This window comes from Bounagaea algeriensis (genome assembly GCF_054491375.1).
The window spans coordinates 3,940,946-3,962,394 of sequence record NZ_CM137102.1 but is presented as its reverse complement, the minus strand read 5'-3'; the positions used below and the strand labels follow the sequence as shown (position 1 = coordinate 3,962,394).

At 72.9% G+C, this 21,449-nt stretch carries 15 protein-coding genes; 12 read left to right on the top strand and 3 right to left on the bottom strand.

Annotation, left to right across the window (positions count from 1 at the left end; all coding sequences use genetic code 11):
- Nucleotides 1-98 precede the first annotated feature (98 nt).
- On the bottom strand, nucleotides 99-455 hold the full coding sequence (locus tag ACVGV2_RS17970) for a chorismate mutase (protein ID WP_459163521.1): 357 nt from the start codon (nucleotides 453-455) through the stop codon (nucleotides 99-101).
- 362 nt (nucleotides 456-817) lie between these two features.
- On the opposite strand from ACVGV2_RS17970, the gene ACVGV2_RS17965 reads away from it, so the two are divergent.
- The gene (locus ACVGV2_RS17965; protein WP_459163520.1) at nucleotides 818-3,307 is read left to right on the top strand and encodes a UvrD-helicase domain-containing protein; all 2,490 of its coding nucleotides are present in this window, start codon (nucleotides 818-820) and stop codon (nucleotides 3,305-3,307) included.
- Between the two features lie 116 nt (nucleotides 3,308-3,423).
- Here ACVGV2_RS17965 and ACVGV2_RS17960 read toward each other — a convergent pair whose 3' ends face one another.
- Nucleotides 3,424-4,221 carry a M23 family metallopeptidase gene (locus ACVGV2_RS17960; protein ID WP_459163519.1) on the bottom strand — a complete coding sequence of 266 codons (798 nt, stop codon included), beginning with the start codon at nucleotides 4,219-4,221 and terminating at the stop codon, nucleotides 3,424-3,426.
- 532 nt (nucleotides 4,222-4,753) lie between these two features.
- Here ACVGV2_RS17960 and ACVGV2_RS17955 point away from each other — a divergent pair.
- From ACVGV2_RS17955 to ACVGV2_RS17920, 8 genes are all read left to right on the top strand, one after another.
- Nucleotides 4,754-6,472 (top strand): hypothetical protein, encoded by a 1,719-nt coding sequence (locus ACVGV2_RS17955; protein ID WP_459163518.1) that lies wholly within the window; start codon nucleotides 4,754-4,756, stop codon nucleotides 6,470-6,472.
- Between the two features lie 410 nt (nucleotides 6,473-6,882).
- On the top strand, nucleotides 6,883-8,049 hold the full coding sequence (gene sucC / locus ACVGV2_RS17950) for an ADP-forming succinate--CoA ligase subunit beta (RefSeq protein WP_459163517.1): 1,167 nt from the start codon (nucleotides 6,883-6,885) through the stop codon (nucleotides 8,047-8,049).
- A gap of 6 nt (nucleotides 8,050-8,055) precedes the next feature.
- Nucleotides 8,056-8,940 (top strand): succinate--CoA ligase subunit alpha, encoded by an 885-nt coding sequence (gene sucD, locus ACVGV2_RS17945; protein WP_459163516.1) that lies wholly within the window; start codon nucleotides 8,056-8,058, stop codon nucleotides 8,938-8,940.
- A 238-nt stretch (nucleotides 8,941-9,178) separates the two neighbouring features.
- Nucleotides 9,179-9,979, top strand: a complete 801-nt coding sequence (locus tag ACVGV2_RS17940; RefSeq protein ID WP_459163515.1) for a DUF5336 domain-containing protein — start codon at nucleotides 9,179-9,181, stop codon at nucleotides 9,977-9,979.
- Between the two features lie 155 nt (nucleotides 9,980-10,134).
- Nucleotides 10,135-11,556 (top strand): cell division protein PerM, encoded by a 1,422-nt coding sequence (locus tag ACVGV2_RS17935; protein WP_459163514.1) that lies wholly within the window; start codon nucleotides 10,135-10,137, stop codon nucleotides 11,554-11,556.
- A 177-nt stretch (nucleotides 11,557-11,733) separates the two neighbouring features.
- Nucleotides 11,734-12,342 carry a phosphoribosylglycinamide formyltransferase gene (purN, locus tag ACVGV2_RS17930; protein ID WP_459166046.1) on the top strand — a complete coding sequence of 203 codons (609 nt, stop codon included), beginning with the start codon at nucleotides 11,734-11,736 and terminating at the stop codon, nucleotides 12,340-12,342.
- On the top strand, nucleotides 12,339-13,919 hold the full coding sequence (purH, locus tag ACVGV2_RS17925) for a bifunctional phosphoribosylaminoimidazolecarboxamide formyltransferase/IMP cyclohydrolase (protein ID WP_459163513.1): 1,581 nt from the start codon (nucleotides 12,339-12,341) through the stop codon (nucleotides 13,917-13,919). Before purN ends, purH begins: the two co-directional genes overlap by 4 nt.
- A gap of 191 nt (nucleotides 13,920-14,110) precedes the next feature.
- Nucleotides 14,111-14,566 carry a universal stress protein gene (locus tag ACVGV2_RS17920; protein ID WP_459163512.1) on the top strand — a complete coding sequence of 152 codons (456 nt, stop codon included), beginning with the start codon at nucleotides 14,111-14,113 and terminating at the stop codon, nucleotides 14,564-14,566.
- A 111-nt stretch (nucleotides 14,567-14,677) separates the two neighbouring features.
- Here the strand turns inward: ACVGV2_RS17920 and ACVGV2_RS17915 are convergent, their stop codons facing one another.
- Nucleotides 14,678-17,902, bottom strand: a complete 3,225-nt coding sequence (locus ACVGV2_RS17915) for a glycohydrolase toxin TNT-related protein (protein WP_459163511.1) — start codon at nucleotides 17,900-17,902, stop codon at nucleotides 14,678-14,680.
- Between the two features lie 384 nt (nucleotides 17,903-18,286).
- Between ACVGV2_RS17915 and ACVGV2_RS17910 the strand changes: the two genes are divergently transcribed.
- From ACVGV2_RS17910 to ACVGV2_RS17900, 3 genes are read left to right on the top strand one after another with little or no spacing between them, the layout of a single operon-like run.
- Complete coding sequence (locus ACVGV2_RS17910; RefSeq protein ID WP_459163510.1) at nucleotides 18,287-19,567, top strand: MFS transporter; 1,281 nt, start codon at nucleotides 18,287-18,289, stop codon at nucleotides 19,565-19,567.
- Complete coding sequence (locus tag ACVGV2_RS17905; protein ID WP_459163509.1) at nucleotides 19,564-20,544, top strand: DMT family transporter; 981 nt, start codon at nucleotides 19,564-19,566, stop codon at nucleotides 20,542-20,544. Before ACVGV2_RS17910 ends, ACVGV2_RS17905 begins: the two co-directional genes overlap by 4 nt.
- A gap of 24 nt (nucleotides 20,545-20,568) precedes the next feature.
- Nucleotides 20,569-21,423, top strand: a complete 855-nt coding sequence (locus ACVGV2_RS17900; RefSeq protein ID WP_459163508.1) for a bifunctional methylenetetrahydrofolate dehydrogenase/methenyltetrahydrofolate cyclohydrolase — start codon at nucleotides 20,569-20,571, stop codon at nucleotides 21,421-21,423.
- The last annotated feature ends 26 nt before the right edge of the window (nucleotides 21,424-21,449 follow it).

Genomic DNA, 21,449 nt, shown 5'->3' with positions numbered 1-21,449 from the left:
CCAGGCGTGTGCACATTTCTCGAGAAAAGTCGGGAACTTTTCTCGAGAAAAGTCCCCTCCGGGCAGCCGCGCGGGCTCCTCGGGGGGCAGTCCTTCCGCTACTCGGCGCCTTCGTGCCCGAGGCGCCCCCGGCCCAGCCGCAGCAGGATCATCGCCAGCTCGCGTCCCTCCGGGCCGAGCTCGCGGTAGCGGGCGAGCACGTCCATCTCGCGGTTGTAGACGATGCGGGGCCCGCCCGCGGCCATGCGCTGCTCGCCGACCTGCCGGGAGATCTCGGCGCGGCGCTTGACCAGCCGCAGGATCTCCGCGTCGATGTGGTCGATCTCCCCGCGGAAGTCGGAGATCGCGGCCGCGGCCTGCTCCGGCTCCTCCGCCGCGGCGGGGTCAGGAGCGTTCTCCGCGGGCTGCGTCGAGCTCTCCGGCTGCCCCCGGTCACCGTCCACAGTGGTGTTCATGGCACGTCCTCCGGTTCATCGGGCCCGGAGCGAGCGGCCCGGATGCGCGAAAGCCCCGGGTCCGCGGACTCCGGGGCGTCGTAGATGGTGAGTGCTCACGCGTCCACGGGCGCCGGAGCCTTCCGGTGCCCGTAGAAAAAGTAGTTCCGCGCCAGCACGTCGGCCATTGTGCCACAACCCCGCGTGGCCGAAACAGCGCGCACGGCTGTATCCCCCGCCACGAGATTCCCCTGCCACGAACGCCTGTTCGAGTGCGCGCCTGCCCGCGTCGCCCGGCCGTCGCTGCCGCCCGTGGTCACCGGGGTGCGGAGCGGGCCGTCTGCGCGTGGAACGTTCGCCGCGCCCGGTAACGTGGAGCCGTGATGAGCACCCTGTTCGACCTTCCGCACGAGTCCGAGGAGCCGGCGCCGCGTGCGGGGCGGTCCGGCAGCGATCCGGACGCCCTGCTGGCGGGGATGAACCCGCAGCAGCAGGAAGCCGTGACGCACCGCGGTCCCCCGCTGCTGGTCGTCGCCGGCGCCGGTTCGGGCAAGACCCGGGTGCTCACCCACCGGATCGCGCACCTGCTGGCCACCGGGGTGCACCCGGGCCAGGTCATGGCGATCACGTTCACCAACAAGGCGGCCGCGGAGATGAAGGAGCGCGTCGCCGAGCTCGTCGGGCGCCGCTCCGGCGCCATGTGGGTGTCCACGTTCCACTCGATGTGCGTGCGCGTGCTGCGCCGCGAGGCGAAGACGCTCGGGCTCTCGTCGAACTTCTCCATCTACGACGCCGACGACTCCAGGCGGTTGATCACGCTCATCACCCGCGACCTGGAGCTGGACTCGAAGCGCTACCCGGTGCGCACGCTCGCGGGGCAGATCTCGAACCTGAAGAACGAGCTCATCGGGCCCGAGCAGGCTGCCGAGCAGGTCGGCAGCGACGTGGAGCGCGTCGTCGCCCGGGTCTACGCCGCCTACCAGCAGCGGTTGCGTGAGGCGAACGCGCTGGACTTCGACGACCTCATCATGCGCACGGTCGAGCTGCTGCAGGACCACCCGGGCATCGCCGAGTACTACCGGCGCCGGTTCCGCCACGTGCTCGTCGACGAGTACCAGGACACCAACCACGCGCAGTACGTGCTCGTGCGCGAGCTCGTCGGCACGCAGACCACGGACAACGGTGTGCAGCCGTCCGAGCTGTGCGTCGTCGGCGATGCCGACCAGTCGATCTACGCCTTCCGCGGCGCCACGATCCGCAACATCGAGGAGTTCGAGCGCGACTACCCGCAGGCGCGCACGATCCTGCTGGAGCAGAACTACCGCTCCACGCAGACGATCCTCTCGGCGGCCAACGCGGTCATCCGCAGGAACCCGAACCGCTGGGACAAGCGGCTGTGGAGCGAGGCGGGCGAGGGCGAGTCCGTGGTCGGCTACGTCGCCGACAACGAGCACGACGAGGCCGCGTTCGTCGCCTCCGAGATCGACCGGCTCGTCGACGAGGGCTCGGTCACGTTCAACGACGTCGCGGTGTTCTACCGGACGAACAACCAGTCGCGGGTGTTCGAGGAGGTGTTCATCCGCCTCGGCCTGCCCTACCGCGTGATCGGCGGGGTCCGCTTCTACGAGCGGCGCGAGGTGCGCGACGCGCTGGCCTACCTGCGCGCGATCGACAACCCGGAGGACACGGTCAGCCTGCGACGGGTGCTCAACGTGCCCAAGCGGGGGATCGGTGACCGCGCCGAATCCGTCGTCGCCGCCCACGCGGAGCGGGAGCGCCTGTCCTTCGCGCAGGCGCTGCGCGCCGCCGCGGCCGGTGACATCGCCGAGCTCAACACCCGCGCCGCCCGCGCGATCAACGGGTTCGTCGCGCTGCTGGACGAGCTGCGCGAACTGGCAGCCCAGGCCGACGTGGGCGAGCTCCTCGAGACCGTGCTGGAGCGGACCGGCTACCGCGCCGGGCTCGACGCCAGCGACGATCCGCAGGACGCCACCCGCGTGGAGAACCTCGACGAGCTGCTCACCGTCGCCCGCGAGTTCACCGAGGCGCGTTCCGGCGGTGGGGTCGCGGAAGGTTCCGCCGAAACCGCGGAAGACGCGGCGCCGGGAGCCGCCGCGGCAGACGCGGCAGCGGACACGGCAGCAGATGCGGCAGCGGACACGGCGGCGGCAGATCTCGCCGACGCCGCTGACGGGCTGCCGCCGGAGGACTCGCTGGCCGCGTTCCTGGAGCGGGTCTCGCTCGTGGCCGACGCGGACGCGCTGCCCGAGTCCGGTGACGGCGTGGTCACGCTGATGACGCTGCACACCGCGAAGGGACTGGAGTTCCCGGTGGTGTTCAACACCGGTTGGGAGGAAGGCGTCTTCCCGCACAACCGGGCGCTGGGCGACGAGAAGGAGCTCTCGGAGGAGCGGCGGTTGGCCTACGTGGGCATCACCCGCGCGCGGCAGCGGCTGCACGTCTCGCGTGCGCTGACCCGCTCGGCCTGGGGCCAGCCGATGACGAACCCCGCGTCGCGCTTCCTCGACGAGCTGCCCGCGGAGCTCGTCGAGTGGCGGCGGGCGGAGCCGGAGCGCTCCGCTCCGCAGACCCGCAGCACGTGGGGCGGGCGGGCCGCCGACCCCACCGGTGCGGACTCCGCCCAGGCGCGGCTCGGGGCGGGCGGCATGCGCTCGACCGGTGCGCAGGGGTGGAAGAACGAGGTTGCGATCAGGCTCACCGCCGGTGACCGGGTCAACCACGACAAGTACGGCCTGGGCACCGTCCTGTCCACGGAGGGCGAGGGGCCGCGGGCGACGGCCACGATCGACTTCGGTGCGAACGGCACCGTGCGGCTGATGCTCATCGGCAGCGTGCCGCTGACCAAGCTTTGAGGTGCACGCGGCCGTGACGTGCGCGCGGCCGTGACATGCGTGGCTGAAAGGTGCAGCGCCGCCGCCGGGCCGCGCCGCCGCGGAGAGCGTGCCGCGGCCCGGCAGCGGTCGCGGGACTACACCGGCGAGATGCCGTGCTCCTGCATCCACGGCAGCGGGTTGATCTTCGCGCCGCTCGGGTTCCACACCTCGAAGTGCAGGTGCGTGCCGGTGGAGAGCCCGCGGTTGCCCATGGTGGCGATCTCGTCGCCGGCCTGCACCTGCTGGCCTTCTTCGGCGGTGATCGTGTTCACGTGGCCGTAGACGGTGATGGTGCCGTCCTCGTGCTGCACGCGGACCCACTGGCCGAACCCGCTGGCCGAGCCGGCTTCGATGACCTCGCCGTCGGCGGCGGCGACGATCGGAGTGCCGGTCTCGTTGGCGATGTCGATGCCGTAGTGGGTGGTGCCCCACCGGCCGCCGAACCCGGAGGTGAAGTAGCCCTCCGCGGGTTGCACGAACTTGGGCCGCGCGGCCTCGGCGGCCGCGGCGGCGCGTTCTTCGGCGATCCGCTCGCTCTTGGCCAGCTTCTCGACTTCGGAGCCGGCGTCGGTGGTCTGCTGAGCGGCCGGGAGCACTTCCGCGGGCGGCGCGCTGCGCTGCGACTGCTGCTGGTTCGACCCCTGCGCCGAGCGGGTGCTCGCGGCCCCTTCGTTCGCAGCCCCGTCGTTCGAGGAGTCGTCGCCGGCGGCGGTTCCGAACGAGGCGGCGACCCCGCCGGGGTCGAACCCGTCGCGCTCGGCGGCGTGGCCTTCTTCGCTGGCGAGGGACTGCCCAGCGGCGGCGAAGGCGCCCGCGGCGACGGCGGCGACGACGATGCGTCCGCGCCAGACCGCGGCGGGCGCGCGTGTGGCCGTGCTCGTGCGGGTGTCCACGGCTTCACCCGGGTCGCCGAACGGGGCGGCGGGGCCGGTGGGTGCTGCCGGGGTCGCAGCCTCCGGGGTGGCCGGGGGATGTTGTTCGCCGCTGGGGGAGCGGTATCGCGACAATGCCTGCCCTTCCGTCTCGGGGAGTCCGAACGCGTCGCCGGACGGGGGTTCCGGCTCGCCGGTCGGGGAACCGGCGCGGGGTGTTGTCGTGATCGGACTGTGACAACGGACCGGAGGAAGGTAACGAAGATGATCGTCCGGGGGCAAGCCTCCGCTCGTGCGCACGTGAACGCGTTCGGTGATCACCGGGTGCTCCGGTGCACCGGTCGCCGGTTCGTTCCAGCGCCGGTGCGCACCCGGGAAGCGCATCTGCCTGCGACTTCACGTGCGAGCGCGAGCGGGGCGGATGCCGGCACGTATCGCCCTTTCGGGCAAGCTGCGGTGGCGCGCGCGGCGAAAAATGATGTATATCACAACGTGGACGCGGCCGTTGGCCCTGCAAGCGATACGGTGAGGCGGCGCTACTAGCGTTTGTGCGGTGACTGAGCGGTCTGCCTCCCCCGCCCGCGGTTCCGCCCGGCCGGAACGGCACGAGCCCTTCGGCCGCACGACCTTCACCTCCGCGGTGGTGCTCGCCCTGCTCGGCGCCCTGCTGCGCGGACTCGGCCCGCTCGCGGGACTGGTGGTTCCCGAACCCGCACCGGCCTACCCCGCGTGGCCGGTGCTGCTCGTGCTCGCCCTGCTCGCCCCGGGCGCCGCGCTGTGGCTGCAGGCGCGCGGACGTCGCACCACCGCTGCCGCGGTGCTCGTCGGTCCCGCCGCGCTCGCCCCCGGCCGCGCCGTCCTCGACGCGCAGCTGGCCTTCGACGCGAGCGCGGCCGCGCGGCCCGAACTGCTGCGGCCGGAACGCCTGGCCGCCTTCAGCCCCGGCCCCGGGTTGTGGCTGCTGCTGGCCGGGCACGTCGCGGTGCTCGCCGCCGGTGTCCTCGCCATGCGCTTGATCACGTGGGACACCGCCGGTGACGGGCCGCAGCGGCAGGGCCTGCTCGCCGTCGGACTCGTCGCCGGGGTGCTCGCCGCAGTGGGCGCGCTGATGGCCTCCTACACCTCGAACGACCCGTACGTCGTGCCCACTTCTGCCGTCGACGGCCCGCCGGCCGTGCTCGCCGGCAGCCTGCTCGTGGCGCTCGCGGTGCCGGTCACCGCGGGGCTCGCGGTCGGCGCGGCCGATCCCGGTTTCGCACGCGGCGGGCTGCTCGGGTTGGCGCTCGCGCTGGCAGGCGTGTTCGTGCCCGCGCTGGTGACGGCCGTGGTGCTCGCCGACTTCCAGGTGGGCGGGGGACCGGTGCTCGGTTCGGCCTCCGCGCTCGTGCTGGCACTGCTCGCGATCCCGGCGGGACGCCGGTTGCAGTCGGCGGGGGAGCACCGGGAGTTGCAACTGCCGGCGCGCGGCGGGCTCTGCACGCTGACCGCGGTGCTCGCCTGTCTGGCCGGGGTGAGCTGCCTGGTCGCGGCCGCCACGAGCCAGTTGCAGCTGCCGGCGGGCATGGACGACCCCGCGGAGTACCCGGCGCACCTGCTCTGGGTCGCGGGCGGGGTGCTCGTCGTGCTCGGTGCGGGAGTGTTCGTGCCCGGGTGGGCCGAGCGGATCCGGCCGGTCCTGGCCATCGCCTGGGTGGTGGTGCCGCTGTCCTGCGCCGCCGTGCTCGACTCGGTGTTCACCGCCGTGCAGGTCGCCGACGCCGCGGCCGGTCCCGGTGCGTGGGCGTGCGGTGCCGCGCTGGTGCTGGCCGTGCTCGCGGCGATCGCCGCGGCGCTGGCCGGGGCGGTGGAACGCGACGAGGTCGACCTGACCGAGATCGCGATGCGGCGGGACGTGCTCCCGCCGTCCCTGGTGGCGCTGGTGCTCGGCGCGGGCGCGTTCAGCTTCCCCGTGGTCGATGCCCCCGGCTACACGCCGCCGGGGGTGTTCGCGGCCTTCGGGACGACCTCCTGGGGGCTGCTCACCGCGGTGATCGCGGTCGTGGCGGCGGCCGTGGTGGCCCCGCTGTCGCGGCCCGCGCGGTCTTCGGCGCTGCTGATCGGGGGCGCGCTGGTGGTTGGCGTGCGCGTGGCCGAGTACCCGTTGACCGTGGACCGGTTCGAGGGTTCCTGGGCCGGTCCCGGACTGTGGCTCGGCCTGGCGGCGGTGGTGCTGCTGCTGGTCACCGCGGGCTTCGCCGGGCGTGCGCAACGCCCCGCGACGGGCTCCGCTTGACTGCTCCCCGCCCTGAGCGGCCGCTGCAGCGAGGTCGCAACCGCGGCCGCGCGCACGCGGGCTGGCCTTCCCGGCGGATTGGATCTGCCGCGAGCAGTCACCGCGTGCGCGCACGCGGGGCTGGCGGGTGCGTTCCCGCCGCGGGAGACTGGTGTGGCGGGAGACCGGCGCCGCGGGAGCCCGGGAGCGGCTCGGCGCGGCGCTCGACCGGGCGTTCCGCGGCTGTTCCGTTCATCACGGTAGGGCCGCGCAACGGGCGCACCCGCGGTGGGCTTCGCCCGCACTGTATGGATTCACCCGCTGGTCGCGGGGCGCTGCGGGTGAGGCAGTTCACCAGGTGCGCCGACCCGTTCGTCGTCGCAGGTCGATATGGTCTTCCCCGTCCGACACCGACGTCGCAGGAGACTCGAGTGGACCTGTACGAGTACCAGGCGAAGGAGCTCTTCGCCGCCCACGGAGTTCCCACGCTGCCCGGCTCCGTGGCCACCGATCCGCAAGGGGCGAAGGCAGCAGCTGAAGAACTGGGCGGGCCGGTCGTCGTCAAGGCCCAGGTCAAAGCCGGCGGCCGGGGCAAGGCCGGCGGTGTGAAGCTGGCCGAGAGCCCGGACGAGGCGCAGCAGAAGGCCGAGGCCATCCTCGGGCTCGACATCAAGGGGCACACGACCCGCCAGGTGCTGGTGACCAGCGCCTCCGACATCGCCGACGAGTACTACTTTTCCTTCCTGCTCGACCGCGCCAACAGGAACTTCCTGGCCATGGCCTCGGTCGAGGGCGGGATGGAAATCGAGGAAGTCGCCGCGACGAAGCCGGAGGCCCTGGCCCGGGTGCCGATCGACCCGATCGAGGGCGTGGACAAGGCCAAGGCGCGGGAGATCGTCGACGCCGCGAACTTCCCCTCCGACATCGCCGACGAGGTCGCCGACGCGGCCGTCCAGCTCTGGGAAACGTTCGTCGCCGAGGACGCCACGCTGGTCGAGATCAACCCGCTGATCAAGGACCCGCAGGGCAAGGTCATCGCGCTCGACGGCAAGGTCAGCGTCGACGACAACGCTTCCTTCCGGCACCCGCAGCACGCCGGGATGGCCGACTCCGCCGCGGAGAACGCGCTGGAGGCCAAGGCCAAGGAGAAGGACCTGAACTACGTCAAGCTGGACGGTCAGGTCGGCATCATCGGCAACGGCGCCGGTCTGGTCATGTCCACCCTGGACGTCGTCGCCTACGCCGGTGAGCGGTACAACAACGTCAAGCCGGCGAACTTCCTGGACATCGGCGGTGGCGCCTCGGCCGAGGTGATGGCCGCGGGGCTGGACGTCGTCCTGGGGGACCCGGACGTCGAGTCCGTGTTCGTCAACGTCTTCGGCGGGATCACCGCCTGCGACGCGGTCGCCAGCGGTATCGTGCAGGCGCTGGAGATGCTCGGCGACGACGCCACCAAGCCGCTGGTGGTCCGCCTCGACGGCAACAACGTCGAGGAAGGCCGTCGCATCCTGGCCGAGGCCAATCACCCGGCCGTGACGATGGTGGACACCATGGACGGTGCGGCCGACAAGGCCGCCGAGTTGGCTTCGGGGGCGTGACGCGCGATGGCGATCTTCCTCAACGAGAACAGCAAGGTCATCGTTCAGGGCATCACCGGCTCTGAGGGAACCAAGCACACAGCCCGGATGCTGCGTTCCGGCACGAACATCGTCGGTGGCGTGAACGCCCGCAAGGCCGGCACGACGGTGGAGATCGAGGGTCAGGAGCTCAACGTCTACGGCTCGGTCAAGGAAGCGATGGCCGAGACCGGCGCGAACGTCTCCGTCGTCTTCGTCCCGCCGAAGTTCGCCAAGGACGCCGTGATCGAGGCCGTCGACGCCGAGATCGGCCTGGCCGTGGTGATCACCGAGGGCATCCCGGTGCACGACGCGGCGACGTTCTGGGCGCACGCGCGGGCCGCGGGCAACAAGACCCGCCTGGTCGGTCCGAACTGCCCCGGCGTCATCTCCCCGGGCAAGTCCAACGCGGGCATCATCCCGGCCGACATCACCGAGTCCGGCAAGATCGGCCTGGTCTCCAAGTCCGGCACGCTGACGTACCAGATGATGTACGAGCTGCGCGACATCGGCTTCTCCACCTGCGTGGGCATCGGCGGTGACCCGGTCATCGGCACCACGCACATCGATGCGCTGCAGGCCTTCGAGGACGACCCGGAGACCGAGGCGATCGTGATGATCGGCGAGATCGGCGGGGACGCCGAGGAGCGCGCCGCCGACTACATCAAGGCGAACATCAGCAAGCCGGTCGCCGGCTACGTTGCCGGGTTCACCGCGCCGGAGGGCAAGACGATGGGGCACGCCGGCGCCATCGTCTCCGGTTCTTCCGGCACGGCGCAGGCGAAGAAGGAGGCCATGGAGGCCGCCGGGGTCAAGGTCGGCAAGACGCCGAGCGAGACCGCCCGCCTGATGCGCGAGATCGTGCAGGGCTGACAGCCCGCGCTGTCGGTCCCTTCTTCTCGGTCCCTTCTTCCGGGCCGGGTGCTCCGCGGGAGCGCCCGGCCCGTTTCGCCGCGGCCCGCTTCCGGCGATGCCGCCGACCGTGCAAGCGCCTGCGGCGGGGAGGACGGCGGTGCGGTGGGCGCTGCTGCCCGGCCGGGCTGCACCGCACCGTCCGGTACTGTCGCGGTGGCCCCGACAAGCGAGCGTTCTCCGAGGAGAAGTCGACACCATGCCCGAGCCGTACCCGCCGCCCCCGAAGGCCACCGCGTCCGGACGGTTCCAGCTCGGAACCGGCGAGATCCTGCTTCTCGCGGCGTTCGGAGGCGGAATCCTCGGCTACCTGATCGGCTTTTTCAACGACGTGGCGCGCACCCACTTCGCCGGCCTCATCGGAGCGGCCTCGCTCCTCGCGGCGTTGCTGGCCGGGCTGCGGCTGGCGGCCGCGTTCGGCAACGGCACCAAGGGCGTCCCGAACGTGCTGCACGCGGCGGCGCCGCTGTCGGTGTACGCCTCGCTGGCTCTCGTGCACGCGCTGTTCGACAGCGGATCCGTGGCCAGCACGGTCGTCGTGCTCGTGCTGAGCGCGGCGCAGAGCGCCGCCCTGGTCGTCCTGCTGCTCGATGAGCTGGGGATCACCGCGGTCAGCGGATCGGGGTCGAGCGGTTCCCAGCCGCCGCCACCACCGTTCGCCCCGCCCGGCCAGTCCCAGCAGGGGTCCGGGTGGGCTCCGCAGGGCAAGCCGGTCCCCGGGCACTTCGGGCAACCGCCCGCCTCGCCGCAGGGCGGCTGGAACCCCGGTTCCGGCGGCCAGCCCCAGGGCGCTCCGGGGCAGGGCACGCCCGGTCAGGGCGCTCCGGCGCATCCCGCTCCGGCACCTCCCGCGCCGCCGCAGCAGGCGCCCGGGCAGCCGCAGCAGGGACAACCCCAGCAGGGGCAGTCCCCGGCTCCGGGACAGCAGGGCCCGAGTGCGGGGCACAGCGGCAACGGCGGCCCGCAGGGCACGCAACAGATGCCGCACCCCGGTCAGTGACCCGGTTCGGTTTCCGCGACCCGGGGTGGTGGCGCAGCGCGGCACCGCTCCGGGCTTTCTGCGTCCGGCTCCTGGAGTCCCCCGTTCAGGAGACATGATCAACGCAACGGCGTGTTCCCGCCCGATCGGAGCCCCCGCGGTGCGAAGTTCGCGGCGTGTCGGAAGTTGATGCACCTGCGGAACCAATCCAGCGCAGCACGGACGCGGATCCCTCCGCCGAGGCCGGGGCCTTCCCGGGCCGGGGCGGAGCGCGGGGGTGGCTGCTCGTGGCCGTGTGCCTGGCGACCCTGCTGCTGAGCTACCTGCTCGTCGCCGCGTTGCTGGCCTGCGTCGTGGGCACCGCGGACGGGGCGCGGTTCGAACCACCGGCGATCCTGCTCGCCGCTGTGGCGGCGTGGTTGGCCTGCTTCCAGGTCCCGCTCACCCTCGACGGCGCCGCCCTGGGGGCGTTGCCGCTGCTGCCCACCGCGCTCATCGCGGTGCTCGTCGCCGCCGCAGCTTCGGCGTACGCGCGCCGGTGCCGCCTGCACCGGCCCGACCAGGCGGGCCCCGTGGTGCTGAGCTTCGGCGTGGGCCACGCGATCCCGGCGGGACTGGCGGCCTTCCTCATCGGCCCCCAGGCCGCGCCCGGTCCGGCTTTCGCGTGCGCGGGCCTGCTGACCACCGCCGCGGCCACCGCCGGTGTCGCACCCCGCTGCGGTCTCGTCCACCAACTGCGGGGATACGCCCCCGCTGACGTGCGGGCGGGCGTGCGGGTCGGGTTGCTCGGCCTCGGCGCGGTCCTCGCGGCCGGCGCGGCGGTCGTGCTGGTGTCCCTCGGTGCAGCCCTGCCCGATCTGGCCGGGTCCTACGGTGCGGGCACGTGGGGTGAAGGGTTCGGGACGACCGTGCTGTCCCTGGTCTACCTGCCCAACGCGGTCGTGGCCGGCTGGTCCTTCGCCGCCGGCACGGGATTCGCGCTCGGCCGCACCTCGGTGGGCCCGTGGCACCTGGTCGGTGGGGACGTGCCGCGCTTCCCGCTGGCGGATCTGCTGCCGGCCGGCGGACCGCACGCGTGGTGGTCGGCGATGGTGCTGCTGGCGCCCGCGGCGGGCGCGCTCGTGGGCGTGCTCTGCCGTCGCGCGTTGCCGGACGTGGCCGGGCGGTTGCGCGCGGCGGTCGCCGCGGTGGTGGTGATCGCGCTCGGCGTGCTGGTGCTGGCCTGGCTCGCGGGCGGGGCCGTGGCGGACGGCCCGCTCGGACCCGTCGACCTCGCTCCGGTGGCACTGGTGTTGGCGACGCTCGGCTGGACGGGGGTACCCGCGGCGGCAGTGGTGCTGCTGGTTCCGACGCCGATGCCCGCCGGCCCCGAGTTCGACGAGGAACAGGAGGAAGAACTCGCCGGTGCGGAGCTGCCCGACGGGGAGCTCGAGGCGGAAGGCGCACCGGATGCTGCCGGGGGAGCAGGTGCGAACAGCGCCCCGGAAGCGCTCTCGGAGGAGCCCGTCGAACCGCACGGCTCCGATTCCCCCGGGCGGCCTCCCGGAGATCCCGCCGATGAGCACGACGCCGATCCGGCCGCTCGGCACCTGCGCTGAAGCCGTCGTGCTCCGGCGGGGGCGCGGGCGGCGCGCCCCCGGCGCGTTTCCGCGGTGGTCGGCGCCTACGCTGCATGCGGAAAGCGCGTCGTGCAACGTCGCCAGGCCGCCGAGCAGGTCGGGAGTCCCACGCTGAACACCACGGTTGAACCGGGCCGGCAGCACGAGCCCCGGCGACTGAGCACCGGAACCCCCGCACGCGTGGTGGTGCTGGTGTCGGGATCGGGCAGTCTGCTGCAATCCCTGCTGGATGCCGGCTCGGAGCACTTCCGCATCGTCGCCGTCGGAGCGGACCGCTCCGATGTGGAAGGGCTCGCGCGGGCGGAGCGCGCGGGTGTGCCCACGTTCGTGCGGCGCGTGTCCGACTACGATGCGCGCCAGGACTGGGACCGGGCGCTGACCGGGGACTGCGCCGCGCACGAGCCGGACCTGGTGGTGTCGGCCGGTTTCATGAAGCTGGTCGGCGAGGCGTTCCTCGCCCGTTTCGGCGGGCGGTACCTGAACAGTCATCCGGCGCTGTTGCCGTCGTTCCCCGGTATGCGCGGAGTGCGGGACGCGCTGGAGTATGGGGTGCGGGTCACCGGCTGCACGCTGTTCGTCGTGGATTCCGGTGTGGACACCGGGCCGATCCTCGCTCAGGAGGCGGTCGAGGTGGCCACCGATGACGACGAGTCGAGTCTGCACGAGCGGATCAAGGCCGCGGAACGGCGACTGCTGGTGAACGCCCTGGAGCAGCTGGCGAAGCACGGGTGGACCGTGCAGGGACGGAAGGTGAGTATCCCGTGAGTACGAACTCCTCGCGTCGTCCGGTGCGGCGCGCGCTGATCGGCGTGTCGGACAAGTCCGGCCTGCTGGAGCTGGCTACCGGGTTGCATGCCGCCGGAGTGGAGATCGTCTCCACCGGGGGCACGGCCCGAGCGCTGTCCGATGCGGGGGTTCCGGTCACTCCGGTCGAGGAGCTCACCGGTTTTCCCGAGGTCCTCGACGGCCGGGTGAAGACGCTGCACCCGCGGGTGCACGCGGGCCTGCTCGCCGACACGCGCCGCGAGACCCACGCCCAGCAGCTGCAGGACCTGGACATCGCCGCGTTCGATCTGCTCGTGGTGAACCTCTACCCGTTCGTGCGCGCGGTCGACTCGGGCGCCGACGACGAGGAGGTCGTGGAGAACATCGACATCGGCGGTCCGGCGATGGTCCGCGCTTCCGCGAAGAACCACGCCAACGTCGCGGTCGTGGTCGACCCGAGCAACTACGACTGGGTGCTGGAACAGGTGCGCGGCGGCGGTTTCACGCTTCGGGAGCGTTCCGAGCTGGCCGCGGCCGCCTTCCGGCACACCGCTTCGTACGACGTGACCGTGGCTTCGTGGATGAGCCGGCGGCAGGACGTCGAGGCCGGAACGTCCGCAGAGGACAGTCCGTTCCCCGGCTGGATGGGGCAGACCTGGCAGCGCCGGTCGCTGCTGCGCTACGGCGAGAACCCGCACCAGCCCGCGGCGCTGTACGTCTCCGGCGGGGAGGCGGCGGGCCTGGCCGCCGCGGCGCAGCTGCACGGCAAGGAGATGTCCTACAACAACTACGTGGATGCGGACGCGGCGTGGCGGTCCGCGCACGATCACGACGAACCCTGCGTGGCGATCATCAAGCACGCCAACCCGTGCGGCATCGCCGTGGCCGACGACATCGCCGAGGCGCACCGCAAGGCGCACGAGTGCGACCCGGTGAGCGCGTTCGGCGGGGTGATCGCGACGAACCGCGAGGTGTCGGTGACCACGGCCGAGCAGATCGCGGAGGTGTTCACCGAGGTCGTGGTGGCTCCGGGCTACGCCGAGGGCGCGCAGGACGTGCTCATGCGCAAGAAGAACATCCGCGTCCTCACCGCGCAGCCGCCGAAGAGCGGCCGGGTGGAGATGCGGGCCATCTCGGGAGGGCTGCTCACCCAGGGGGCGGATGCGATCGACGCCCCGGGCGACGACCCGGCGAACTGGGAACTGGCCGCCGGTGAAGCGGTGGACGAGGCCACGTTCGCCGATCTCGTCTTCGCGTGGCGGACATGCCGCGCGGTGAAGTCGAACGCGATCCTGCTGGCCGCGGACCGGGCGACGGTCGGCGTGGGGATGGGGCAGGTCAACCGCGTCGACTCGGCGCGGCTGGCGGTCTCCCGCGCCGGTGACCGGGTGCGCGGGTCGGTCGCCGCTTCGGATGCGTTCTTCCCGTTCGCGGACGGTCCGCAGGTGCTCATCGACGCCGGTGTGCGGGCGATCGTGCAGCCGGGCGGTTCGGTGCGGGACGCCGAGACCATCGAGGTCTGCGCGGCGGCGGGAGTGGCGCTGTACCACACGGGCACCCGGCACTTCGCGCACTGACCGGGCGGGGAGCACCTGGCTGAACCTCGACATGCCGGGCCCCGCCGACCTCGCGGATTTCCACCGGGTCAACTTCCACCGGGTCAACTTCCACCGGGTCAACTTCCACCGGGTCAACGCGGTGCGCACCAGGAGATTGCGAATGTGCTGCAGGCGTCGGCCTCGATGACCACGGGCCATACCATTTTGGCGTGGCCGAACGCGACATGACCGGTTTCGAGATCGGCAAGGACGGGCTGGGCGGCATCGTCGTCGGGATGGACGGCAGCCCGGCGAGTTTCCACGCCGCGGCATGGGCGGCGGGGCTTGCGCGGCGGGAGCGGGCGCGGCTGGTGCTCGTCTACGTCGAAGCCGTGGGCGGGGTGGCCTACTGGTCGCCCATGGGCGTGGCCGTCGCCAGCGAGGCAGCGGAGAGCCTCGTGGCCGAGTTGAAGGACGAGGTGGTCGAGCACCTCCGCGGCATCGACATCAACTGGGACTTCGTGCACCACCGCGGTGACCCCGCGGTCGGGTTGGAACAGGTCGCCGAGCAGTACCGGGCGGATCTCATCGTGGTCGGCCGTTCCCGCCGGCGTGGCGGGCTGTTGGGCACCGTGCCGGCCACGCTCGTGGTCGAAGCGGTGCGGCCCGTCGTCGTCGTTCCCTAGCCCACCGCCACCAGCGCACCCGAAGCGGAGAGCGCTCCGCGCGGCTGAAAGAGCAAAAAAGGAGCACACCGCGGGAATTCGCGGTGTGCTCCGGACGCGGTCGCGCGTTCCTCACTCCATCGGCGGGCGCAGCGCTTCGGTCGGCGGCATTTCCACCAGCACGCCCTCCGCCAGCAGCTCCTCGACGGAGGTGGGCAGGACGTACGCCGTGCCCCCGCCGGGCTGCTCGAACCACGGCACCGCCGAACCGCGCAGCACCTGCAGCGGCCGTTGCACGCAGTAGGCGTAGTAGTTGCGGTTCGCCCACTGCGGCGGCAGCGAGCGGTTGCCGTACGGCGTGCGGAACGCGTAGGTCACGTTGCCGCCCGGTTCGCCGAAGCGGTCCAGCTCGGTGCCGGGTTGCAGCATGACCTGCTGGCGGTCGCGGTACAGCGTCAGCGGCGGTTCCCCGCTCAACGGTTGGATGTTCGCCTGCGCGGCCGGGGTCTGCACCGGCTGCCCGCCCGAGGAGGGGTTCATCGGCTGGCCCGGTGCCGGTGCGGGCGGCTGCCCGCCGGAGTGGGCACCCGGCTGCTGCGGACGCGGCGGCATCGACGCCTGTCCCTGCGGGGGAGCGCCCGTTCCCGGCGTCCCGTTCGGTTGGGCCCCGTTGGGGTGCGCCCCGTTGAGCTGGGCCCCGTTCGGTTGCGGAGCGTTCGGCTGCTGCGGAGCCGGCGGCATGCCGCCGTCCTGCCGCGGTTGCCGCTTCGGCAGCGGTGGAACCGGTGCACCGTTGTTCGCTGGCGGCCCGACCGGTGCTTGCGGTGGCTGCTGCCCGCCCTGCGGAGGTTGTGGCGCGGGAGCCTGCGCCGGAGGCTGACCGCCGTGCGCGGAGGGCGCCTGCGGGGCTGGAGGCTGCATCCCCGGGGCTTGGCCGGCCGCGGGCGGCTGCGACGCGGGGGGCTGCGGCTGCTGGCCCGCAGGCGCTTCCGGCGGTGTCGGACGAGCATCCGGCAGCGGTGCTTGTGCCGGAGCCTCCGCGTCCAGGGCCTGGGCGATGTCCCCGGCCGGTTCCGGCGGTTCGCTCGGCTGGTTGGCGGTGAACAGCGGATTGCCGCCCGGATGCTTCGGCAGTCCCGCACCGGCACGGCTGTCGGCCGCTTCCGGTTCGGCCGCCTCCGGGGCCGCCGTTCCCGGTTGCGGCGCGTCCAGCGGTTCCACCGGTGCGGACGCGGCCTCGGGACTGCTCGGCACGTCGGCGGCCTGCCGGCGAGCCGGGTCGCCGGCATCGGCGGGCGCTGCGCCCGCCTGCGGCTCTTCGTGCCGGAGCAGCAGGGTGCCCAGCAGGAACGCGGCGGCGTGATCGACGCGGGCGAACCGCACCTCGGCGTCCTCGTCGGTGACGACCCACGACGCGCCGTCGGCGAGCAGGCAGTGCGCCGTGTCCACGCGGCTGCCGATCCGGTACTCCGCAGCCCCCACACCGTGGGCGCTCAGCTTGTCGTGCAGCTGCGCGAACACCGACTCGGGGGAGATGTCCGGCTCTTCCGGCTCCTCCGCCGCATCGGTCTCATCGCCGGCGGCCCCGTCGAACGCGGTCCCCTCGTACGCAGATCCCGCCGCGGGGCCGTCGAGCAGCTCTTCCGGTGTGCCCAGCTCTTCCGATGGGACCAGTTCCGCCGGTTCGTCGATCTCCGCCGGTTCGCCGAGGTCGCCGAGGCCCTCGGGGCTATCGGCATCCTCAGGGCTACCGGCATCCTCGGGGCCACCGCCAGCCTCGGAGCCACCGCCAGCCTCGGGACGATCCGCACCGAGGCCCGGGCCGAGACCCGCGCCGAGATTCGAGCTGAGCTCCGAACCGAGTTCCGGGACGCCCGCGGGATCCTGCGCCTGCGTGCCCTCGTCGCCGCGGGCGGAGGGCTCCTGCTCCGGAGCAGCACTCGCGGCCATCGCCGGACCCTGCTCGGCGTGCACGTCGGCCTCCGGCGCAGTTCCGGTCCGGTCCTCGTCCAGGTCGGACGTGGTCCAGTCCTCCTCCGGAGCGAACGTGGCGGGCTCCCCGATGAGTCCGGTTTCCCCGGTGTCCCCGGTGTGCATGGTCTCCCCGGTGTGTCCGGCGGGGACCTCGGCAGCGGCGGCTTCGTCCGCGGGGTCCGCCGTGCCCTCGAGGAACCCGCGGATCGCGGCGAGCCGCTCCTGCGGCACCGCGGGCACGGCGAAGCCGCGTTCGCTGATGTGCGCCAGCAGTTCCGGTTGCGGCGGGACGCCGTACTGGGCGAGGTAGTAAGGCACCGCTCCCGGCCAGAGCCAGGCGCCGTCGGTGTGCCACGTGCCGGGCACGCTCGGGGAGCGCTCGGGATCCAGCTCGTCGTGGTGCTCGCTCGTGCGCTGGACCAGCGGAGCGGTCTCCAGGTACTGCCGCAGTGCGGCGACTTCTTCCAGCGGCACCGGCGGGCGGCCGGTGAGCAGCGGAAGCCCCTGGTCGTCGATGTCGACGAAGACCTCCGCGACAGCGGGCGCCTGCTCCGTGCCCGGGACGTCCGCGGCCGGAGCGGGCGGCTCCTCGGAGGCGAGTCCTCCGCCGGCCCGGCCGGTCAGGTACTGATCAGGTGCGGCCGAGGATCCCGCGGCGCTCGCCCCGCTCGCGGGAACGGCGCTGTCGGGAACGGCGCTGTCCTGCGGCGGTTCCGGGGCGGACAGGGTCGCTGCCGGCTCGCCCAGGCCCGCGGGCGAAGCCGGCACGGCGAACTGGTCGTCCGTCCCGGTCCCGCCCTCGAACGCGCCGGTGCCCGCGGCTTCGGTGTCAGCGACTTCGGTGCCGGCAGCATCGCCGGGCTGCGGGGCGGTGGGGGTGAACTCCACCCCCGCCGAGCGCTCCGCCGCTGGGTCCTCGTCCGCCGGGTCCTCCTCCGCGGAGGGATCGGAACCGTCGAGCTTCGCCCACATCCACTCCGGGATGTTCTCCTCGGCTCGCGGGTAGCGGCGCAGCTCGTCCGCGTACGCTCCCCGCGGCAGCGGCTGGTGCCAGCTCGGTTCGGAGTCGAAGTTGATGTCGATGCGGTAGGACGACGGGCGCTCGACGATGTACAGCGCGCTCAACCAGGTGCCCACGTCCGGGCGGTACATGCCGTCCCGCAGGTTCTCGAATATCCCCGGAAGTTCGGACGGCGGTTCCCACTGCTCGGCGGTACCGTCCTGCTTGATGATCTCGCCGAGCAGGTCGTGGTGCTCACCGGTGGCGCGGTACTCCACGGTGATCTGCTGCCAGTCGTCGGGCACGGCCTGTAACAGCAGGACCCCGATCTGACGGGCGATCTGTTCCTGCTCTTCCGGGCTGATCGCTGTCGGACGCGACATGGGTGACATCCTCCCCCTCTGGGCCAAGCACAGCGTCCCCACCCCGCACTAGACGCTACTCGACACGAGCGAAGCAGTGTGCCGCGTGTGCCGTTCCGGACGTCGATGCAGGACACGCGCACCTCTCGCCGGGGAGGTGGGCGCCTGGCCGGGCCGTTCCGCGGCGCACAGCTTCCCCCGTGACCGGGGTGGAACAACATCACACCACCAGGTGGGATTCGATCACAAACGGCCGGTGGCCGATGTGCACCGTCCCGCACGTGGCCTGTCGCGGAATGCCCGGTTCAGCAGACCGGTTCAGCAGACCGGTTCAGCAGACCGGTTCAGCACGTCCGGTCAGCGCCGAGGTGCACCGGGGAACCGTTCGGGAAAACCGTTGGCGACGTGCGGCTGCCGCACGCCATGGTGGAGATCGTGCCGCAACCGCGTCTGCTCCAGCCGTACCGCGTCCTGGCCGGCGTTCCGCACGCACCCGGCCTCATGGCGTTCAGCCTGCTCGGCCGCCTGCAGATGCCCGCCGTGCCGATGGTGCTCACCTTCCTCGTCGCCGAGTGGACCGGCTCCTACGCCGCCGCCGGCGTCGTCGTCGGAACGATCACGGTCGGCCAGGCCGTGGCGGGGCCGGTGCGGGGACGTGCCGCCGACCGCCGCTCCGTCCCGCTGCTCGTGATCGCCATGGGTGCGCTGTACGCGGCGGGGCTGGTCGCGATCGTGTTCGTCGCCGAGGCGCTGCCGGCGCAGCAGTGGTGGGTGGTGATCCCGCTCGCCGGCCTGACCGGGCTGGCGCTGCCGCCGGTGGGGCAGGTGGGCAAGGCCATCTGGCCGCGGCTCGCCTCGGGGAGGGCCCTGGAGGCCGCCTACGCGGTCGAGGCCACGCTGCAGGAGCTGATCTACATCGTTGCCCCGGTTTTCGCCGCGTTCGCCGTGACCCACCTCGGCGCGGACGTGGGCGCGCTCGCGGTCGCCGCCGTGGCGGTCCTCGGGCCCGCGCTGTTCGCGCTGGCCCTGTGGCACGCGGGTTTGCAGCGCGCACCCGCTCGTGCGGCGGGCTCGACCGACCAGCGGCGCGGCCTCCTGCGGACCCCGGGGATGCTGCGGCTGCCCGTGTTCGGTGCTGCGCTGATCGCCGGGCTCGTTTCCGGTGACCTGCTGCTCGTCGGTTGGGCCCAGGAACGCGGCACACCGCAGCTGGCCGGGGTCCTCGCCGCCGTGTGGGCGCTGGGTTCGCTGACCGGCGGGCTGTTGGCGGGCGGACTGCCTGGACGGCCCGTGCTGTGGCGGCGCGGGCTCGCGGCAGCGGCCGGACTGGCCGCGCTCGTCCCCGCCCTGCCGCCGGTGACGGCGGGATCGCCGGTGATCGTGGCGGTGCTGCTGGGGCTGGGTGGGATGGCGATCGCACCGAGCCTGGCCGCGGCGAACGGTGCCGTGGCCGGGATCGCCCCGCCCGAGCGGCGCAACGAGGCCTTCGGGTGGTTCTTCAGCGCCACCACCGCCGGTGCCGCGGTGGCCTCGCCGCTGTCCGGTGCGATGCTCGACTCCGTCGGGCCGGCCGGGGCCGCCGGGGCCGCCGCGCTGCTCGTCGCCGGCGGGGTGGTGCTTGTCGCACATCACAGCCTGCACGGCTCGCGTTCCCCGCGTGCGACGGAGGAGACTGCCCGCACGTGACCGTGTCCGCAGAACGCCCTACCGCCACCTCCGCAGGACAGACCGGCCGACGCGCGATCGCCGGGATCGCGGCCGCCGGCGTGGGCATGCTGCTGGCGGTGCAGGCCAGGATCAACGGAACGCTCGGTGACCGGCTGGGCGACGGTGTGACGGCCGGTGTGGTCTCGTTCGGCGTGGGTTTCGTCGTGCTGCTGCTCGTCGCCGCGGCCACGCCCGCGGCGCGGCGCGGAGCGCGCCGGGTCGCGCGGAGCGTGCGGAGCGCGGGCGGACTGCGCCCCTGGGAGTGCCTGGGCGGCGTCTGCGGTGGCTACCTCGTGTTCGCGCAGGGCACCGCCGCCGCCCTGATCGGTGTCGCGCTGTTCACCATCGCCGTCGTCGCCGGGCAGGTGCTCAGCGGCATGGTCGTGGACCGGCTGGGGCTGGGGCCCGCCGGCAAGCAACCGGTCACTCCGCCGCGCCTGGTCGGCGCCGCGCTCGCCGTGGTGGCCGTGGTGATCGCCATGTCCACCGAACTGGGCGGCAGTCGCGGGAGTTGGCTGGTGCTGCTGCCCGCGCTCGCCGGCATCGGCCTCGGTTGGCAGGCCGCGGTCAACGGGCTGGTGAAGCAGACCGCCGAGTCCAACGTCGCGGCGACCACGCTGAACTTCGGAGTGGGCACGGTGGCGCTGCTCGCGGCGTTGGCGGTCACCGCCGCCGTGCGCGGGCTGCCCGGTGGCTTCCCGCCGGAACCGTGGTTGTACACCGGGGGGCTGCTGGGGATCTTCGTCATCGGCGGTTCGGTGGCGCTGGTGCGGCACACCGGTGTGCTGCTGCTGAGCCTCGGCATGATCTCCGGGCAGCTCATCGGCGCGTTGCTGCTGGATCTGCTCGTGCCGGCCCCCGGCACGCACGTCGGCACGTCCACAGTGGTGGGTGTGCTGCTGACGTTGGTCGCGGTCGGAGTGGCCTCGCTGCCCACGCCCCGTCTGCCGCGATGACGGGTGCTCTGCCAGGATGTGACTGTGAGCGCGACGATTCTCGACGGCAAGGCCACGAAGGACGCGATCTACGGCGAGCTGAGCGCCCGCGTCGCCAGGCTCACCGAGCACGGGCACACCCCGGGGTTGGCGACGGTGCTGGTGGGTGACGATCCGGCGTCCCACTCCTACGTGCGCGGCAAGCACAACGACTGCGCCAAGGTCGGTATCACCTCCATCCGCAAGGACCTGCACGCCGATGCGAGCCAGGACGATGTCGAGGCGGTGCTCGACGAGCTGAACGACGATCCGGCGTGCACCGGCTACATCGTCCAGCTGCCCGTGCCCGACCACCTCGACTCGGGGGCGCTGCTGGAGCGGATCGCCCCGGAGAAGGACGCGGACGGGCTGCACCCGAACAGCCTCGGGCGCCTCGTGCTCAACGAGCCGGGGCCGCTGCCGTGCACCCCCCGCGGGATCATCGAGCTGCTGCACCGCTACGAGGTGCCGCTGAACGGGGCGCGGGTCGCCGTCGTCGGCCGCGGCATCACCGTCGGTCGCTCGATCGGCCTGCTGCTCACCCGGCGCAGCGAGAACGCCACCGTGACGCAGTGCCACACCGGCACCATCGACCTCACCGCCGAGGTGAGCCGAGCGGACGTGGTCATCGCCGCCGCCGGCAAGCCCGGTCTGATCACGCCGGACATGGTGCGGCCCGGCGCGGCCGTGCTGGACGTCGGCGTGACGCGGACCGAGTCCGGACCGGCCGGTGACGTGCACCCGGACGTGGCCGAGGTCGCCGGGCACCTCTCGCCGAACCCCGGGGGCGTCGGTCCGATGACCCGGACGATGCTGCTGACGAACGTCGTGGAGGAAGCCGAGCGCCGCCTGGGCCTGTGAACACGCGCTCGGCGCGTCGGCGCGGA

What these genes read in the sequence shown, in the direction of transcription:
- ACVGV2_RS17965 (WP_459163520.1), top strand. Translation starts at nt 818, where the DNA reads ATGAGCACCCTGTTCGACCTTCCGCACGAGTCCGAGGAGCCGGCGCCG.
- ACVGV2_RS17940 (WP_459163515.1), top strand. Translation starts at nt 9,179, where the DNA reads ATGCCCGAGCCGTACCCGCCGCCCCCGAAGGCCACCGCGTCCGGACGG.
- ACVGV2_RS17970 (WP_459163521.1), bottom strand. Translation starts at nt 455, where the DNA reads ATGAACACCACTGTGGACGGTGACCGGGGGCAGCCGGAGAGCTCGACG.
- ACVGV2_RS17915 (WP_459163511.1), bottom strand. Translation starts at nt 17,902, where the DNA reads ATGTCGCGTCCGACAGCGATCAGCCCGGAAGAGCAGGAACAGATCGCC.
- sucD (WP_459163516.1), top strand. Translation starts at nt 8,056, where the DNA reads ATGGCGATCTTCCTCAACGAGAACAGCAAGGTCATCGTTCAGGGCATC.